Below are 16220 nucleotides of genomic sequence, written 5' to 3' on the forward strand. Positions count from 1 at the left end.
TCAGCCTGCATCGAGAATGGCGTCGTATAGCGGTTCGATGCCTCGGGCGCGGTCGATCCTCTCGGCCACCTTGACCGCGGCGTCCAGTTCGCTGATGTTGAACTGCTGCATCAACTGGAAGCGCTCTGCCTTCTCCTCGGGCTCCGTTTGTGCCAAGGCGAGATACAAGCTCGGCGGGACCGCACGGAACAGAATCTCCAACGACTTCGACAGGATCACGCCTTCGGTGAACTTCCCGGACTCCTTTCGGGCCGAGAGCATCAGTGCTTTCTGCGCCGGATTCAGCTCCCGGAAACGAGCGATCTTCTCCACTTCGTCAGGCGGCATGTTCAGGCAGATCCACCATTCGATCATGTTCAACATGGGTTCCGCTGCCTTGGGCAGGTCGTCCAGATTCTGCGTCGCCAACCAGAACCAGGCCCCCAATTTCCGCCACATTTTCGTGATCTTCAGAACGTACGGTCCGAGCAGTGCGTTCTTGGTGATGATGTGGCCCTCATCGGTGACGTTGATGATCGGCCGGCCCAGGAACTGGTCGCGCTCCGCGATATTGTTGACCGTGTTGATCAGGCTGATGTACGCGATGGAGAGTTGTGCGTTGTAGCCCTCCCTGGCGTAGGTGGCGAGATCGACGATGGTGATGTCTGCCTCGGGCCACGGGGTGCCCGCCCGGTCGAACATCTCGCCGTCCGCCCCCTGGCAGAACATGTCCATGGCGTCGGCCATTTCCAGCAAACGCGTGCGGCGGGTCTCCGGCAGCGTGGGATCGCGGCCCCGCTCGCGCAGCGCGTCGCGCACGTCGCGCGTGAGCACGGTGCGCTGCTCGTTCATGCAGCGCTGGGCGGCATCGAGGATGCACTGGCGGATCAGGCTGCGGTCGGCGCGCGTCATCCGCGCCTCTTCCTTGTCCTCGCCGCCCGTAATCATCAGGCGGGCGGTGATCTCCAACTCGCCCAGCACGTCGCGCTGCTCGTCGCCGGCGCCTTCCTCCTCGTCCAGCGCGTCGGCATCGAGCGTTTGTACCTGGCCGGGCATGTCGACCAGGCGGTGGGCATCAGCGAACGGCGCCAGGCTCACACCCGAGCCGGGCGCCAGCCTCACGCGATGGACGCTTAGTCCGAGTCGTGCGGCGAACTCGCCGAACAGGCCGAACGAGTTGCCGGCCTCGACCACGAACAGCCGCGGCCTGTAGATCGCGGTGACTTGGATAAGGATGTTGTTGAGCGTCGCGCTCTTGCCCGAGCCAGTCGGGCCGAACAGAAACAGGTGAGCGTTCATCTGCCGGTCGAGCTTGCTCAACGGATCGAACGTGACGAGCCCGCCGCCGCGGTTGAAGACGCTGATCCCGGGATGTCCGGTGCCCTGGCTGCGGCCCCACAGCGGCGCGATATTGACTGCGTGCTGCACGAACATCAGCTGGGTGTACCACTGCCGCTTGTCCTTGGCCGGGTCGTAGACGCACGGCAACCAGCGTAGGAACGTATTGAGCGGCGCGACCTCGTCGTCCTCGCGCACGGGCTGCAGGCCGGCGTTGAGCAGGATGTTCCCCAACTGCAGGCCCCGTGCCTCGAGCTCGGCCTGGTCGCGACCGCGCAGATAGAACGTCAGCGCGCCGCGATACAGTTTGTGCGCGCTGCCGATGAGCCCGCGCGCCTGTTCCACGTCATGGCGGGCCTGCTCGGAGGCCAGCGTCTCGCCGACTGCCTTGCGCGCAAGGTGGTTTAGGTGCGCTTCGAGGATGTCTTGCGGCGTCGCCACGAGCGTCAGGCAGAGGACCGTGTCTTCGGGCATCTGGTCGAACAGCGCGTTGATGGCGTCGCCGCCCTTGCGGGTCTCGCCGGTGACGTGCCCCGTGGACGGCGGCATGCGCAGGCGGTCGACCGCGATGGCCCGGTGCGGCAGATCGTCGAAGTACCACAGGCCTTCGGCGACATCCGAGCGCGGCTGGCCGAAGAACAGTCGCTGCGCGAAGTCCGTGCCGCTGGCCAGTTCGATCTCGCCGGGCTCGGCCTCGTCGGGATAGCGGACCAGCGCGTAGAACCGCTCGAGGTCGGCGGCAGTGTCGCCGAGCATGCGTGGCGCCGGGTTGAACCAGCGCAGGAGCCACGCATGGATGTCAGGCGCACCTAGACGACGCGCACGCACGCCTGCGTTGGCCAGGCCGCCCTCCAGGCGGTCGCAGACCATATTCAGGGCCTGCTCCGGCGATTGCCCGCGACGCGTGGGTGTCCGGCCGACACGCCGGTAGACGACCATGCGCACACGCCGGGTTTGGCCGCGCCACGGCAGGCGGCTGACTGTCGAGTCCTCGAACAGCCCACCGGACTTTGCCACCGCTTGCAGATGGTGGGCAAAGAAACGTAGGTAGAACTCGGTGAAAGCGCTGTCCTTTGCGCGTGGCTGGATGTAGTTACGCAAGTCTTCGAGATAGCGGTCCCAACTGGTCTCGTCCTGGGCGTACAACTGGACGACCCACGGGTCCTCGTCCAACTCGTCGAACGAGTCCTGTAGCGCGTTCTCGAGGGTGTCGCGAACCTGGCCCAGCCAGCCAGGCTCCCGGCCTTCGGTTCCGACCGGCAGCAGCTCGAAGAACGCTGCCACCGATGCGCCGTCCTCCAGCAACATGCTCTGCGACTCAGGCAGGTACTCCGCCCAGGGCAGCAAATCCGCGAACGACGGCGCCACGTCGTACAAAGCCTGCTCGTCGGCGACGGTCGCCCGGCGGCGCGGCCGGGCGCCGGGGCCGCCGGGCTCGGGCAGGCCATGCGCGTGCAGCTGGGCGACATGGCGTTCCCAGGCGTCGGCCGGCGGTGGGGCAGATGCCGTCGTCGGCGCCGACCGTGGCCGACGCTTGAGCAGAGGCCACGCCATCAATAGTCCTCGACCCGCTCGCCGGGTAGCGCGTACTGCACCCGCTGGTACAACGGAAACACCGTGCTGTAGCCCGGCACGGGCACCGGGTCGGTGCCGGCGAGGTGCGGGAACACGTACATGACGAGATCGGGATTCGGCAGGCGATGGAACTGCCGGTAGATTTCGTTCTGTGCCGTGCGCGTGTACCGGGCCTGCAATCCAGGTGCGGCCTGCAGATCTTCGGTCGTCAACGGGCGCCGCAGTACCTGCCGGGCATCGAGCAACTGCCGTGCGGCTTGGCCGCCCCCGGCGCTACCGCCGGTCCCCGTGTTCCAGATATCGAGCATGGTCTGGTCGCCATGGGACAGCATCTCCTCTTTGCTGGTGGCACAGCCACCGAGCAGCGCCGCGCCGATCAATGCGGTCACGCCCTTAGTCCAGGTCCTGTACATCCGAGGTACCTCCGAGGCGATGATCGACCTTGCGCCCCTTCGGGTCGTAGTCGATCGTGATGGGTTCTTCGAGATGGACGGCGACCCGGGCGTTGGGTTGGACATAGACGGCGGCGAAAGCCTGCCCGTACAAGCGGTTCACCCATTGCGACATCTCTTGCACGCCGCCGGCCAGAATCCGGCCCATCGCCTCGTTGCCCGAGATTCCCACCGTCCCAACCGATCCGTCGCTGCCGACATAGGACATGCGGCCGCTGTCCGAGTCGATTAGCGAAGCTGCGCCCGCGCCGGCCGCAGTGATCAGCGCCTGCGTGCCGAGGTATTGCTGGGCGTTGCTGCGACGTTCGCCACTGACGCAGGGAATGCCATATGGGTCGCTGATCCACCCCAGGCCATCCCGCGTGTTGTTGCCGCTCTGCTGGCGATTGCCGCCGCGTTCGCGGTCCTCGGGAACGGTGCGAATCGTGCCGTCGTGAAAGACGAAGGTGACGCTCCTGATCTGTCCGCGTACGCACGAGAGCGTCCAGTCGCCGGAGGCGGTGCCGCTGACCACCGCGCCGGCAACATCGGGGATGTCGATGCCATTGGCCGTCAGGTTGTCCGGGCCGATCAACACTTTGAACGGATACGGATCGTTGACAGTGCCGTCAATCGGCACACGGCCGACCAGGGCGGTCATCGCCACCGAACCCATCAACGTCGAATTGGTCGGTACGGTGTAGACCGGCCGGGCGCTGGATACACCTACCGCTCGACTGTCGGCGTCCACCGCCGAGGATGCCGTGTCCTCTAAGGTCTTTTGTGCGGGTGCGAAGCTGGTGGGAAAGCTGAAACCGCTGCCCGCGCCCGGCGCACGGCCCTTGGCCTCGGCCGGGGCGTCGGCGGGTTCGATCCAGCGCACCCCGTCGCCAGGTCCAGTACCGTCACCGGGTTTCAGGCCCAGGCCGACCGGCAGATCATCGTGGCCGTCCGTGCCGCCCACTCCTTCCAGCCGACGCTGCAGATCCTGCAGCAGTCCCTGGGTCTGCTGGCGCTGGGAAGCAACCTGTTCGCGGTCCTGCCGCAACTGGCTGCGCTCAGTCTCCAAGGCGCTCTGAATGCGCCGGTCGATTGAGCCCTCGCGCTGGCGCAGGCGCTCGTTCTCGGCGCGCTGCGTCTTGTTGTCGGAAAGCGCGGTCTGCAGCTCGGTGCGCAACTGCCTGACCTGAGCCACCAGCGTCGCCACGGTGTCCCGCGGTGTGTCGCCCTCGATGCCCAAGGCCTTGGCTTCTTCCGGGGTCAGTTGACTGCCGCGGTCTCGCACAGGCTGGCTGCCGCCTCCGGAGAACAGACGAAAGCCGACAAACACGAGCAGCAGCAGCATCGGGATCATCAACCACTTCAGCAGGCCATTACTCCTCATCGCGGCCCCCGTCCGTGCTGCCCGGCACCGGCAGGTTGAGCGTCGCGTCGATGGGGCTGATGGCCGGAAGCAACGCTTCGGCCAGGCCGTGCCCGCGCGTCACCAGATAGACCACCGTGGTGTCCTCCGATGTGCCCACCGGCCCGAGAATCGGATGCTGGAAGGTGGCCGTCATGAAATCGCCCTGAAGTGCGCGAGGATCGAGGTCGAGCCAGGACGACGCCTTGTTGCTCAGTCGTACGGCGCTCACCCACAGGTCGTCGAGTCGCCAAGCAGCCAACGCCTGGCCGCGCACCGGCAAGGTCGGCAGCAAGGTGTCCAGCGCGAGGTCGCGCCGCAAATTCACGCGCGCGATGCCCGGCACCGGCTCGACGGTGCGCAACGGCGTGTATAGGGACTGCGCTGCGTAGCGCGTGAGCACCACCGGCACGGGCGTCTCGCGCGCGGCGCGCGTCGGCGCTCCTGGCAGGGTGGCGGTCTCTTCGTCCGTGCCTTCGGCCTGTGTCGACTGCTGGCCGTAGCGCTGCGGCGCTGATTCGCCCTCGACGATGCGTATCGGCTCCAAGGCGGCCTGGCCCGCCTGGGCCGGCTCGGCGGCGATGTCCAGCAGGATCACCGCGCCGGTGTCCGCATCCTGCAACTGCAGCCGGGTCGGCTCGATCGGCTCGCTGGCCCGAAGGTAGAGAGCGCCGCCGGCGCTTTGCACCCGCAGGCGATCCCCAACCGAGGCTGGCATGCCCACCCTAACGTTGCGGTCGATGAAGACCACTCGCTCTTGGTCAACGCGCAGCGGAACCGCCAGAGGAAGCCGTTCCCAGTGCAGGATTTCGATCGCGTGGCCGGCCGGCATCCACAGGAGCAGCACGAGTACGGCACCCGCGTGCGAAGCAACGCGTCTCATTGGGTCTCTCCCTCAGATAAGTCCGGACCGCTACCGCCTTGCGCGGCGGCCACCTCCGGTTCAGCGATGCGCTGCGGCGCGCCGTCGTAACAGTCGATTGCCAAGCCAAACGGGTTGCGGTTGGGGTCGACGTCCATGCGCAGGACTTTGATCGGATAGCGCACAAACGCTCGCTTGACTTGTTCGGCTCCGTAGTACTCGTCGGCGGTCACGTCCAACGTCACTACCCAGTCGCGATCGGATACCGTCCGCACGCGTGAAGTCGGCGCCTCGCCGTAGCCGCGCCCTGGAATCTCGTAGATGCCACGCACGCGTTGTCGAAGTTCGCCAGCCGTGCGGCGGTATTCGTAGTCCTGACGCAAGAACGCCTGGCATGCCGGCGTGAAATAAGCCGACAACGCGTGGATATTGCGTTGGTAGTCCTCATCCCCATTGGCGGGCCAGCGGTTCAATTGCTGCCAGACGTAGAACGTGAAGGCGTAGACGCTCTCCGGCGGGGTTTGCCACCACGGGCGCGTGCTGCCAGCGCGCAGGTCCGGCGGCACATGAATCACCAGGTCGCGCGGCGCACTCCACCAGCCGAAGCCCAGCACCAGGGCCAACCCGACCAGCGCGCCAGCACCCAGCCGCAGGGATTTGATATGGCCCTGAAGGTGCAGGATCTCGTTCTTGAACCGGCTCATGGGTTCCTGCTCCTGCGTGTGCTCCAGTAGCCCGAGCGGATCACCAGGACGCGCGCACCGACAGAGGGCGCCAACGCTGGATGGCGACGCGCAATCCACCATTGCAGTTGCCGGTAGAGCCAGGTGTCTGGCCTGCCGCGCTTCTGCCGGCGCAGCACACCACCGCCCACAAAAACGCCCACGGCGATGCTGGCGACGACCAGCGTCGGCACGATGGCGACTGTGGAGAACACGAACGCCAGCGGAATGCCCGATGCCAATCCGACCGCCCCCGACAGGCCGGCACACACCCACAGTTCGTCCGCCGTGAGTCCGCGAACGACCACGGGATGGCGGTTCAAACGGTGCGGCAGGAACGCGACCGTGCCGTCCGGGCGAATGTCCTGGTATTCAGGCATCGCTAGGCCACGCTCACAGGATGCCCGTGGCTTCGGTGAGCAGCCAGATGCCCACCACGAGCAGAACGGCGCCGACCGCCACGGTCAGCCCGAATTGCCCCCACGTCTTGCGTCCGGTATGGATCTCCGCGTAGGTACCGTACGCGTGGTAGCACACGCCAACGAACATCGAAGCGACCACCAGCAGTGCGATCAGCATCACGATGTCGTAGCCGTAGTTGCGCAGCGTCTCCATGATTCCGCTGCCGGTGCCGCGCGACGGGTCTTCGAGGGTAGGCAGTCCTTGGGCCTGCGCGAGCGGCGCCAATGCGACCAGGATGGGCAACGAGGCGAGGCGCGCGAAGCGCGACGAGCGGAAGAGACGGGAGACCGAATTCATGATGGCTACCTTTGTTACGAGAGCAGGAAGAAAGTCAGCACCACGTACATCGCGATGAAGCGCACCGCGACGCCGAGAAACTGACGCTGGGAAATCCGCTGCTCCGCCCACCCGACGTAGACGGTGCGCATCGCCCATACGCCCCACAGCAACAGGACGGCGAAGACCGCGCCGACCAGAACGACTGCGACGGCGGACGCGGCGAAGCCGCCATTGGCCTGAAAGGCGGCGATCTGGTTGGCGTTCATGGCGTGTCCTGCGACTCGGCCTGCTGCCGGTAGTCGCCAAGCAGGTCCGCGGGATCACGTGGCTGGGCGCGTTGCGGCGTCAGGTAGTCGTGAATCCCGACCCGAACCCGCTGCAGGTCCGTCCCCAGGCGCTCATAGTCGAAGTGGTAGCGAACCCGCTCTTGCGGCGCGGCGACGGCGGACTGCTTGGCTAGGTGGTCGAGAAGATCCAATTGACGGACCACGGCCGCCAGACGGTCTCGCTCACTTCCGTCGTCAGCCGCGACGGCTTGCTGCGCCGTCGATACGCACGCGAGCAGCAGCACGGCGAATGAGTGCCGCCATGCAAGCGCTGAGCCGTAAGTCCGTTGCATCGTGCCATTTCCAGTGAGGGCGAATGGACCGATGCTGGTGCTGCGGCGCTAGGAAAGCCGCAAACAATGGGGACTGCCGCTTCACCGCATTTCTGTTGTCACAGGTACTTCTTGAAGCTGCCTGCAGCCATATCCACCGCCAGTGCCAATAGCAGGGCGGCGGGCAGTAGCACGAGCAGCGGCGTTACGCTCACCGGCAGCGCCAGATAGATCACCCAAGGGAGCACGGCCAGCGGCATCAGCGCCGCCTTTGCTCGGTGGTAAACAAACCCGGATTCACGGCCTGCGCCGAACCGTCGGATGTCCCGTCGCACCAGTCCATCGACCAGCCCGACGAATGCCGCCAGCAGAAAGAGCGGCAGCGACAGCACCAATACAAAGAGTCGAACGACGAACACGAGGACCGACAAGGCGGCGGCAATCAGGTAGCGCTCCAACCAAACATAGAGTTGACTGATGTAGTAGCGGAAATCGCGCGTAACACCCTGGCTAGGTGCGGTGGCCTGTGCTGACGCATTGCGCATCCACTCGATCAAACCACTCTTGACGAATATCCACTCGTAGGCCAGCTCCACGAGCCAATGTGCCGTGCGTCCCGGCTCTTGCACCAGCGCGCTACGTGTGAAGTGGCTGGAGAGTTGGTTGAGTTCGTAGTTGAGCATCCCTTGGGCATGTCGCCAGCCTTCGTCGGGCCAGAACAAGTGCATGCCGACGCATTCGATCACGATGCAAAGCAGCAGCGACCCGCACAGCACGCCGAACAGCCGGAACGGCAGCGTGACGAGACCGGCGATCAAGCCTTGTTGCGCAGCCTGCTGGCGTTGTGCCGCGACGGCAGGATCGCTCATGGACGCTCCTCATCGCCCGACTCGACGTCCGCGACCATGAGCTCGAAGTCATCGCGCAGGTCCATCGGCAAGCCGCCATCCTGCAAGCCAGGTAGCGCCTCGTTCTGCCACCAGTCGCCGGCGTCCATATAGTGCTGCCGCATGTATCCGGCGAGCTGTTGCAGATCCTTGGGCATCGCCTCGTCCGGGTCGGGGGCTGGCAACGGCATGCGCACTTTCCAAAGATTTCCTCCTTCCAGCAGCGCGAATGCCTGGCCTTTCGGCAGGCCGATAACATGTGCAGGTTCGACTAAGGGAACACTCGACGTGCTGATGCGGTCTTGGGTGTTGGACGTGAAATCCGTATGTCCGCGGATGTCCGAACTGTCGGTGGCGCCGCTCATCAAGGACGTGGTGTAGACCTCGACTTTAGGGAGTTGCTTCGTGAGCAACTCGGCGGTGGCCGTCTCGCGCACGCGCAGCATCACCAAGTTGTTGAAGTTCCCGATGACCTGGCCGGCTTTGGCCCGGTTGCCGATGCGCGCTTCGATATCGGACAACGTCTGGGTGTAGGCGGTGACTTGGATGCCGGCACCGCCGCCTTTGTTGATCATCGGGATGAATTCGTCTCCCATCAACTCGTTGAACTCGTCGGCATGAACATTGATCGGCACCTTCGCGCCGGCTACTGCCCCTGGTAAGCCATCGTCGATCCCGAACTTATAGATGTGGCCTGCGACCGACACCAGGTCCGAGAACATCGAGTTGCCCACGGCGGACGCTACCTCCGCGTCGGACAACGCATCCAAGCCGACATAGACCACGGCTCGCTTGCGGATGATCTGCATCCAATCGAAGATGGGCCGCGCGTCGGCAAGATCCGAATAGTCTGGCGCCAGCAACTGGGCGATCTTGCCCGTGGTCAACTTCTCCAGCAGCGGCAGCAAGCTCGCCACGATCTTGTCGAAATACGTGCGGTCGTAGCGCACCGCGCTGCGCAGGCCGTCGAGGACCGGGTCGTAGGTACGCACCTGGGACAAGTACTGCTCGAGCGCGATCACGCGCTTCTCGCGCCCCACCATGTTGCGCGGAATATTCTTGTCGTTGAGCTTGCCTTCGAGCTGGACGATGACGTCCCACGCTTTTGGCTCGTTCTTGGCAAAGAATTGTTGGGCGTACTCGATGAACAGCGCATCGATGTTCACGACATGGCGCTGGATCAGCAAGTAGTCCGGACGCTGACCCAGCTCGACCAAGGCGCGAGCAATGATATTCACAAAGCGCCACGCGAACTCTCTGAATGCTGCGCTGTTGCCTTCGCCCGAGAGTTGCCCAGCGACACGCGTGGCGACTTCAGAGATTCGCCCGAAGCGGCCGACCGCGTTGTAGCGGGCGCTAATGTCGGGCCAGCCCAAGTGGAATACATAGAACTCGCCCTCGCGTCCAGCGCGCTTGGCCTCGACATACATCCTTTTCAGCAGATCCGCGTCGCCCTTCGGATCGAAGACGATCACCACTTCGTGTTCACCGGCGGCGTTGCGGCGCCGAATATCCTGCGTGATGAACAGTTCGGCCAAGCGCGTCTTGCCGCAGCGGGTCGTGCCCAGGACCAGGGTGTGTCCCACCCGCTCGCCCAGCGGAAGCGTGACGTCGACTTCGTTGGGCTCGATGCCGTGTAGTCGCGGCATTCCCCCGACCGGCGGCAGCGGCCGCACAGGGTTCAGGGGGCTGTCCCACCTTAGCGTTCTGGCGAGCCGAGATAGCGGAAATGGCGCGAACTCCAGCCGCTCCTCCAGGTGCCGTGCGAGCCGATAGGCGACTGTCGGTTCGACGTAGCGGCGGAACTCGGGCCGGTACGTTTGCATCAGCCGGTGGGTGTGCCGTTGATCCCACCGGAAGCCGCGGCCAATGAACAGCCGCTGCTGGCTGACTGGTACCGCACGGCTGGTCATGACGTAACGCGGCAGGCGGCGGATGTTTCGACGGTAGCGCAGGATCGTCACCGCCTGACGCAGGCGGATGGCGCCGAATAGGACGAAGGCCGACGCGCTGCCGAGTCCCAGCCGCGGGCTCAGTGCGAGCGACCACGGTGCCGCCAGGCAAACCAGCACGGCGCCGGCGCAGACGGCGACGGTGTATAGCTCCACCGCAGGGCGCAACAGCACCTCGACCGCATGGGGTTGGGCCATGGTGTGCGAGTCACTGCTCGATACCCGAGGCAGTGATCAGCACCGGGTAATGGCGCAGATTCAAGCGTTCGGCAAGATCGTCCCCGGACGTTGGGGTGAGGGTGAGCCCGGGCACCAGTGTGCGCAGTGCCGCCAGGCCACTTGCAGACTCCACATTGACCACAAGGCCAGTGGCGTTGAGGTCACGCAAGGTCGCAACTCGCTGGCGTAGCCACGCGCGCGAGCGCTCGTCGTCACCGACCAGGAACAGTGGCGAAAGCCCTGCAGCCTGGATTGTCCTGCGTGAAACCGTGCCCGGCGCCAGGCGCGCCGAGCGCACCGGAAGCATGGCCGCCTCGTCGACGGGGCCGATCTGGGGCATCGGGACCGATCGCGGCGGCGATGCCGGGCGCGCGGCGCGTGGCTGCAGGTCCAGCGCCTCGTAGTACGGCTGTGCGGCGCTCCCGCCGTGGTCCTCGACCACGATCAGCGGCGTACCCGCAGGCTGGGCGGCGAGGGTGCCAGCGCATAGCGATAACCCGAGGACAGCCAGGGAGCGCAAACGGAAAACGAGGGTGCAAGCGTGATTGAGCATGTTGGATGCCTCATGCGAAGGAAAGTCGGATGTGCCGGGCCGCTGCGCGACATATGGGGGCGTGGTTTTCATGGCGAGGCGGACTGTCGTGGATGGGCCGACGCATCGGGGCCGAGCACGCGCGCCAGATGCTGGCCGACGCTGCGTCGATAGCGCGCGGCGGGTGCGCCGCCGGCCGGCCGGTGGTAGCGACCGATAGCCACGAGCCAGTTCTGGCCGGGCGTATGCTGCTCGCGCAGGATCTCAGCGGCGATGGCGAGGTTCAGGTAGGGGTCGAGCAGCTCACAGGGATGCAGGTAGCGGTGCTTCTGGAAGCCCAGGTTGATCTGGCCCAAGCCTGCGTCGACGCGCGTCGGCGGCACCGTGCGTAGGGCGTGCTGAAGGACGGCGCAGGCCTCGGCACGGGTGGAAAAGCGTCGGGGCGCACCGGCCACGTTGAGCGACCAGGGCCAGGGCACGAACCGGTCGCCCCGCTTGATGCCGCTCTCCTGCAATGCGACCGCGTACAACACCGAGGACGGGATGCCGGCATGCTGAGCCGCGAGCTGGTAGGCCGGTGGCGGCACTTCCTGTGCGTGGGCCGGGATGAACGCCAGCCAGGCGCCGAGCATCGACGGGGCCAGCCGCAGGCCTAGGGACGCCGCTGCCATTGGCCGCCGACCCGCTGCACCACGGCAGGCAGGTCCCCCTGCAGGCCTAGCGATAGCCAGCGGCCTGCATCGTGATTCAGGGTGATCGCGCCGCCGCGCACCTTGCCCGGGTCGATCCTGGTGAGCTTTGCCCAGTCGCGAATGCGTGCATCGTCGCCGCGGCTGCCCACCATATAGAGGTCGAACTCGGCAGAGGATGCCTGCAACTGCTGGACGACCGCTCCACACGGCGCGCAGCCGTCCTTGACAAACACCGCGAGACGCTCCGGTCCTGCTGGCACGGGTGCGGCCGCGACGGTGACATCGGGTAGGCTCACGCGCTGCATGCTTGGATGTAGACGCTGCCAGGCCGCGTCATAGGCGCGTTGATAGGCCAGCGTCTTCTCGACTCGACGGGCCTCGACTTCCACCTGCAACTCCGCGTAGCGGCGTCGCTCCTCGTCCGAGCGTGCCTCGATGCCCAGCGCGGTCAGCGGATCGAGATTGGGGGAATAGATCCCCAAGGGACCCTCCATCAGTTCCTTGTAGCGTCCCCACTCCTCCGCGCGTAGCCCCCAGTCTCCAGCGAGCGCTGTGTCGCTGCGGGAGGTTGTCGCCGGGCGCTCCTGGCTGGCTTGAACGGTCGGCGATGCGCCGCGTACGCTCTGCGCGATCGCCGGCAGCGGCCCCGAGGTGGCGAGGCAGGCCCCTACAGCGAGGCTGACGAGAGTGCGCATTACCGTCCCCGTTCAACTGCCAGGCGATGGACCTCGGTGCCCTGGCGGAAGACGGCAAGTCCGGCCTCAACGGACTCCAGCAACCAGCCGTCCTCCGACTCACCGGGGTGCAGTAGGCGGGCCTCCGAGAACGCAGCCTTGTCAACGGGCAGGATGGACACGAAGCGCTCGCCACCGCGCATCTCGACGCCGAGGACGGTGAACGGCGGTGGCTCGGGCGCCTTCGCCTTCGGAGCCGGCGTAGCGCGAGCACGGGCTGGTGCAGGGGCATCTGGCTTTGCCTTGGCCTGCCGAGACTGCAACTGATCGAGACGAGCGACCAATTGGTCGAGCCGCTGCTCCAGAGGGACCAGACCGTCGGCAGGCAGCCGGTCGCCCACCGCCTGCTCGATGGACGCCAGTCGCTGCTCCAATCCTTGGCGGTCGGCATCGTAACCGGCCTGGGTCACCGCGGCGGGCTGCTCGCGGTCGTGGTCGATTTGCTGGCCGAGTTCGGCCATGCGGCTTTGAAGCGCCGTCATCTGCGACACTTGGACGCTACCCTCAGCCTGCTCGGACAGCCGCGTCAACGCAACATGGTTGATGATCACGGCGATGCTGATCAGCAGCAGCCACGTGGCGGCGGCGGCCCGGACTAAGGTTGCCCGGGAACGGGGGGGGATCTCGGCCAAGGTGCTCACGGCCGAGCCTCGGTGGCGATCGGAAAGGCTTCTGCGCCCAGCGCGCTCTCGGGCGCTGGAGGCGTCACGCCATCAGCGGGTGGCGTGCGCTGGTCGTGGCGAGCAAAGCAGACCTGGCGTTCGGTGTCGTCGACCTGCAGGTCCCAGGCCGGGCCCGCCAGCGTGAGCAACGCATCGCGCAGCAGGATCGGCCCGAGGCGCAGATGGGCGGCCGGGAGTGGAAGCGCATACAAGGCAGCCGCATCCGCCCTGTCGCAAAGCCGATACCCCGAGCGAAGCAGTGCGTACCGCAAGGCCTCGCCCACGTCGGCACGAGACGTGTCGGGCATGGTGACGTCGATGATCTGCGCCAACAGGTCGCGTTGCGCCGAGCCGGGGGCGAGTTCGACCAGCGTGTAACGTCCATAGCGGACGACCGGAATCCAGTCTGGCTCGGCTAATCCGGGTTGGGTGACCGGTGCTTCTTCTGTCGCTTGTTCGATGATCGCCGGAGCCGGCTCCGACGGTGCTGTGACGCAGCCTGCAATCAGTGTGCTGGCCGCCAGCAACCCGCCGGCGGCCCAACGGTAATGAGTACGGATGATCGGTCGCATAGGGCGGTTCCAGGTTTTCTGAACCGCCACCATCGCCCTTGGGGGCGACTCCATCAGCAAACAATAGGGAACCTGTGCGGACCGATTAGTGCGTGGCCCGGCAACCTTTAGAGGCCATCCGACGGACCGCTGCCGATGATGTTGTCTAGCTCTCCATGCGCTGCGCGAACTGCCCTACGATTTGCCCCTGCCGTGCGACCGTTCCGACCCACTCGTACACCTGCTGAAAGCCGGATGCCGGCCTCTTCGGATAGCGTCGGGTGAATGCTACGTTCAGCATGTCACCCTCTTGTACGTCGATGGGGGTTTCGATGGGGAGGTAGGCGTGCTTCCAACTGTCCGATGTCTCCCCGGCCGCAATGTCACCCCCGGAGATGTCCAGCACCGTGTTGGCTGAGAGGTCGGCCACGAAATAGGCCTTGAAGCCGGTGAAGCGTGCGCCGGCCCGAAGAACGTACGACCGGCGCTGCGTGTAGGTGGGCGGCTGATCCCAGGCGCCGCCATAGCAGCAAAGCTGCTGCGGATCGGATAGATAAAGCTCGCGCGGGAGGATGCAGTCGTAGTAGATACTGAACGGCGACCCGATCTCCCGTTGCTTGTAGAGCTGCGCGACGTCGTAGTGTGCGGTAAGGCTAGACACGGAGCCGGCGCACAGCTGTCGATGGGCCTTGGCCGCAGCCACGGGAACGAGAAAGGATCGGACCGCAAGCGGCAGGACGGCGCCGCCCGGCTTCAGGAAGCGCTTGATCGCGTCTTCGAGAATCGGCTGAAAGTTCTCGTTGTCGGCCATGTTGCCGATGATCTCCGATATCAGCACGTCCACTGGTGCTCGCAGTTCGACGTCGTAGGAGATCTGATTGACGGGAACGAAGCGGTCCCGAAAGCCGGCATCGCTTAGGCGTTGCACGGCCAGCGCAAGGATGTCGGCGTTCATCTCTATGCCGGTCACGCTTGCCGCGCCGGCGTGCAGCGCCCATTGGCTCAAGATGCCGGTACCGGTGCCCAGGTCTACGACATGGTCTCCGGGCCGAACAACCTCGAAGATCGCCTTACGGTAGGCGTGCATACGAAGGGCGTCGTTGAGCATGAGATCGTGAAATGCGTCATCCCATCCGAGCAGCGACTCGGACAAGGGCGTCCACAGTTGTTCCGTCGCGTAGCGCATGGTCTTATTCCTCTCGCGCGTAGTCGTGATTGAAAGGAACGTCGCCCGCCGAATCCGAGGAGCTAAGCGGCTGAGACCTGACGCTCAGCGCCCCGCAGGCGGGGCCGGCGAGCTGTACGCCCGACTCCAGGCTGAAGACCGAGTGGTGTAGCGGGCAGGTGATCGTCATGCGTGCCTGGTTGATATGTCCGTGAGCGAGCCGCCCCGCACGGTGCGGGCAGTGTGCGGGAATGCGGTACCGGCAACCATCCAGCACCAGCGTAAAGCTGCCTTCCTCCGTGTAGTCGTCGACGTCCATCACTCGACGCCGACCGCGACTGGCGCTAGACGAGCGTGGGACAGTCGTGCCTTCAGGACGGCGTCCTTGAACGCCTTGTCGGTGATATGACTTGCCAACAACGCCCCTTGAAAGGCCTTGGCGGCGTCGAGCGTTCCGGTCGCATTCATTGCGCTCAGCAGGCGCTGGCCCTCTACGGCGTGGAAGGCGTCAATGTGTTGGTGCTCGGTATAGTAGGCGTGTGCTCGAATGCCCAGCCGGCGGCATGCCTGGGCGTAGCAGTCGAAGAACGAGGGTATTGCGGTTTCGAGATAGGTCAGCGCGCCGGCAAAGTACGAAACACTGTCAGCGCGAAGGGTCAGCCAGTAGAACAGGTTGACGAACTCGAAACTCGCCGTGCCGACTTCATCCGGATAGAAGTCCAGCGACGTTGGCATGTCGAGTTCGCGCAGGAGGTCGAGATAAAGGCTTGTGTGCGCGCGCTTGATGTTCCCAGAGCCAAATTCGTCGATCATGATTCGCAGAAGCGGCATCTGCGCCTCCAGGGGTAGGCGTGGCAACACGAAGTAGAAGACCTGCGCCTCCGTCAGCCCGTCGATGGCAAACTCCTGTACCAGGATGCAAAACTCATCCCGTCGGATCTGGTCCGCCACATAGGTAGCGCTCTCGTTCGGTGCCTGCTGTTCATCATGGACCTGTTGCGCTAAGGCGCTTCGCAGCGCTGGCAGTGAACTTGGCAGCGGCACGGTGCCGAGTGCAGCCAGCCGATGCGCTATCCATTGGCGCTCGAACGCATCGACTTCTGGTGCGTGATATCCAGGCGTGAGCAGTCGAGCACGATTCGACTGATACAGGCGCTTCTGAGTGACTGCTTGCATGT

General features: G+C 65.2%; 19 protein-coding genes. All 19 read right to left on the reverse strand.

Annotated elements, in window-relative coordinates; all coding sequences use genetic code 11:
• A complete protein-coding gene (locus tag HV753_RS12975; RefSeq protein WP_175174902.1) occupies positions 1 to 2871 on the reverse strand; it encodes a conjugative transfer ATPase in 2871 nt (956 codons plus the stop codon).
• Positions 2871 to 3305 (reverse strand): TIGR03751 family conjugal transfer lipoprotein, encoded by a 435-nt coding sequence (locus HV753_RS12980; RefSeq protein WP_175174903.1) that lies wholly within the window; start codon positions 3303 to 3305, stop codon positions 2871 to 2873. The genes HV753_RS12975 and HV753_RS12980 overlap by 1 nt, the downstream gene beginning before the upstream one ends.
• Positions 3286 to 4707, reverse strand: coding sequence for a TIGR03752 family integrating conjugative element protein (locus HV753_RS12985; RefSeq protein ID WP_175174904.1), 1422 nt, complete (start codon positions 4705 to 4707; stop codon positions 3286 to 3288). The genes HV753_RS12980 and HV753_RS12985 overlap by 20 nt, the downstream gene beginning before the upstream one ends.
• Positions 4697 to 5608, reverse strand: a complete 912-nt coding sequence (locus HV753_RS12990; RefSeq protein WP_175174905.1) for a TIGR03749 family integrating conjugative element protein — start codon at positions 5606 to 5608, stop codon at positions 4697 to 4699. Before HV753_RS12990 ends, HV753_RS12985 begins: the two co-directional genes overlap by 11 nt.
• Positions 5605 to 6291, reverse strand: a complete 687-nt coding sequence (locus HV753_RS12995; protein WP_175174906.1) for a PFL_4703 family integrating conjugative element protein — start codon at positions 6289 to 6291, stop codon at positions 5605 to 5607. Before HV753_RS12995 ends, HV753_RS12990 begins: the two co-directional genes overlap by 4 nt.
• Positions 6288 to 6689 carry a TIGR03750 family conjugal transfer protein gene (locus tag HV753_RS13000; RefSeq protein WP_175174907.1) on the reverse strand — a complete coding sequence of 134 codons (402 nt, stop codon included), beginning with the start codon at positions 6687 to 6689 and terminating at the stop codon, positions 6288 to 6290. Before HV753_RS13000 ends, HV753_RS12995 begins: the two co-directional genes overlap by 4 nt.
• Before the next feature lie 13 nt (positions 6690 to 6702).
• On the reverse strand, positions 6703 to 7068 hold the full coding sequence (locus HV753_RS13005; protein WP_175174908.1) for a TIGR03745 family integrating conjugative element membrane protein: 366 nt from the start codon (positions 7066 to 7068) through the stop codon (positions 6703 to 6705).
• Positions 7069 to 7082: 14 nt separating this feature from the next.
• The gene (locus HV753_RS13010) at positions 7083 to 7316 is read right to left on the reverse strand and encodes a TIGR03758 family integrating conjugative element protein (RefSeq protein ID WP_175174909.1); all 234 of its coding nucleotides are present in this window, start codon (positions 7314 to 7316) and stop codon (positions 7083 to 7085) included.
• Positions 7313 to 7669: an integrative conjugative element protein, RAQPRD family gene (locus HV753_RS13015; RefSeq protein ID WP_175174910.1), complete on the reverse strand. Its 357-nt coding sequence runs from the start codon at positions 7667 to 7669 to the stop codon at positions 7313 to 7315. Before HV753_RS13015 ends, HV753_RS13010 begins: the two co-directional genes overlap by 4 nt.
• 98 nt (positions 7670 to 7767) lie before the next feature.
• Complete coding sequence (locus HV753_RS13020) at positions 7768 to 8517, reverse strand: TIGR03747 family integrating conjugative element membrane protein (RefSeq protein WP_175174911.1); 750 nt, start codon at positions 8515 to 8517, stop codon at positions 7768 to 7770.
• Complete coding sequence (traD, locus tag HV753_RS13025; protein WP_175174912.1) at positions 8514 to 10685, reverse strand: type IV conjugative transfer system coupling protein TraD; 2172 nt, start codon at positions 10683 to 10685, stop codon at positions 8514 to 8516. Before traD ends, HV753_RS13020 begins: the two co-directional genes overlap by 4 nt.
• A 10-nt stretch (positions 10686 to 10695) precedes the next feature.
• Entirely contained in the window at positions 10696 to 11259 is a 564-nt protein-coding gene (locus HV753_RS13030; protein WP_175174913.1) for an integrating conjugative element protein, read from the reverse strand.
• Between the two features lie 68 nt (positions 11260 to 11327).
• Positions 11328 to 11909 (reverse strand): lysozyme family protein, encoded by a 582-nt coding sequence (locus tag HV753_RS13035; protein WP_175174914.1) that lies wholly within the window; start codon positions 11907 to 11909, stop codon positions 11328 to 11330.
• A complete protein-coding gene (locus tag HV753_RS13040) occupies positions 11891 to 12625 on the reverse strand; it encodes a TIGR03759 family integrating conjugative element protein (RefSeq protein ID WP_175174915.1) in 735 nt (244 codons plus the stop codon). The genes HV753_RS13035 and HV753_RS13040 overlap by 19 nt, the downstream gene beginning before the upstream one ends.
• Positions 12625 to 13305 (reverse strand): hypothetical protein, encoded by a 681-nt coding sequence (locus HV753_RS13045; protein WP_175174916.1) that lies wholly within the window; start codon positions 13303 to 13305, stop codon positions 12625 to 12627. The genes HV753_RS13040 and HV753_RS13045 overlap by 1 nt, the downstream gene beginning before the upstream one ends.
• A complete protein-coding gene (gene pilL2, locus HV753_RS13050) occupies positions 13302 to 13898 on the reverse strand; it encodes a PFGI-1 class ICE element type IV pilus protein PilL2 (RefSeq protein ID WP_175174917.1) in 597 nt (198 codons plus the stop codon). The genes HV753_RS13045 and pilL2 overlap by 4 nt, the downstream gene beginning before the upstream one ends.
• Before the next feature lie 145 nt (positions 13899 to 14043).
• Complete coding sequence (locus HV753_RS13055; protein WP_175174918.1) at positions 14044 to 15063, reverse strand: methyltransferase domain-containing protein; 1020 nt, start codon at positions 15061 to 15063, stop codon at positions 14044 to 14046.
• A gap of 4 nt (positions 15064 to 15067) precedes the next feature.
• Positions 15068 to 15361: a Rieske (2Fe-2S) protein gene (locus tag HV753_RS13060; protein ID WP_175174919.1), complete on the reverse strand. Its 294-nt coding sequence runs from the start codon at positions 15359 to 15361 to the stop codon at positions 15068 to 15070.
• The gene (locus HV753_RS13065; protein ID WP_175174920.1) at positions 15361 to 16218 is read right to left on the reverse strand and encodes an iron-containing redox enzyme family protein; all 858 of its coding nucleotides are present in this window, start codon (positions 16216 to 16218) and stop codon (positions 15361 to 15363) included. Before HV753_RS13065 ends, HV753_RS13060 begins: the two co-directional genes overlap by 1 nt.
• Positions 16219 to 16220: the final 2 nt, after the last annotated feature.

Source organism: Achromobacter pestifer (genome assembly GCF_902859625.1).
In the GTDB taxonomy this organism is placed as follows: domain Bacteria; phylum Pseudomonadota; class Gammaproteobacteria; order Burkholderiales; family Burkholderiaceae_B; genus Achromobacter; species Achromobacter pestifer.

Coding starts and splice junctions, on each gene's coding strand:
- traD (WP_175174912.1), bottom strand. CDS start 10,685: ATGGCCCAACCCCATGCGGTCGAGGTGCTGTTGCGCCCTGCGGTGGAG.
- HV753_RS13040 (WP_175174915.1), bottom strand. CDS start 12,625: ATGCGCACTCTCGTCAGCCTCGCTGTAGGGGCCTGCCTCGCCACCTCG.
- HV753_RS13055 (WP_175174918.1), bottom strand. CDS start 15,063: ATGCGCTACGCGACGGAACAACTGTGGACGCCCTTGTCCGAGTCGCTG.
- HV753_RS13010 (WP_175174909.1), bottom strand. CDS start 7,316: ATGAACGCCAACCAGATCGCCGCCTTTCAGGCCAATGGCGGCTTCGCC.
- HV753_RS13005 (WP_175174908.1), bottom strand. CDS start 7,068: ATGAATTCGGTCTCCCGTCTCTTCCGCTCGTCGCGCTTCGCGCGCCTC.
- HV753_RS13065 (WP_175174920.1), bottom strand. CDS start 16,218: ATGCAAGCAGTCACTCAGAAGCGCCTGTATCAGTCGAATCGTGCTCGA.
- HV753_RS13020 (WP_175174911.1), bottom strand. CDS start 8,517: ATGAGCGATCCTGCCGTCGCGGCACAACGCCAGCAGGCTGCGCAACAA.
- HV753_RS12985 (WP_175174904.1), bottom strand. CDS start 4,707: ATGAGGAGTAATGGCCTGCTGAAGTGGTTGATGATCCCGATGCTGCTG.
- HV753_RS12995 (WP_175174906.1), bottom strand. CDS start 6,291: ATGAGCCGGTTCAAGAACGAGATCCTGCACCTTCAGGGCCATATCAAA.
- pilL2 (WP_175174917.1), bottom strand. CDS start 13,898: ATGCGACCGATCATCCGTACTCATTACCGTTGGGCCGCCGGCGGGTTG.
- HV753_RS13015 (WP_175174910.1), bottom strand. CDS start 7,669: ATGCAACGGACTTACGGCTCAGCGCTTGCATGGCGGCACTCATTCGCC.
- HV753_RS12980 (WP_175174903.1), bottom strand. CDS start 3,305: ATGTACAGGACCTGGACTAAGGGCGTGACCGCATTGATCGGCGCGGCG.
- HV753_RS12975 (WP_175174902.1), bottom strand. CDS start 2,871: ATGGCGTGGCCTCTGCTCAAGCGTCGGCCACGGTCGGCGCCGACGACG.
- HV753_RS13000 (WP_175174907.1), bottom strand. CDS start 6,689: ATGCCTGAATACCAGGACATTCGCCCGGACGGCACGGTCGCGTTCCTG.
- HV753_RS13030 (WP_175174913.1), bottom strand. CDS start 11,259: ATGCTCAATCACGCTTGCACCCTCGTTTTCCGTTTGCGCTCCCTGGCT.
- HV753_RS13060 (WP_175174919.1), bottom strand. CDS start 15,361: ATGGACGTCGACGACTACACGGAGGAAGGCAGCTTTACGCTGGTGCTG.
- HV753_RS12990 (WP_175174905.1), bottom strand. CDS start 5,608: ATGAGACGCGTTGCTTCGCACGCGGGTGCCGTACTCGTGCTGCTCCTG.
- HV753_RS13035 (WP_175174914.1), bottom strand. CDS start 11,909: ATGGCAGCGGCGTCCCTAGGCCTGCGGCTGGCCCCGTCGATGCTCGGC.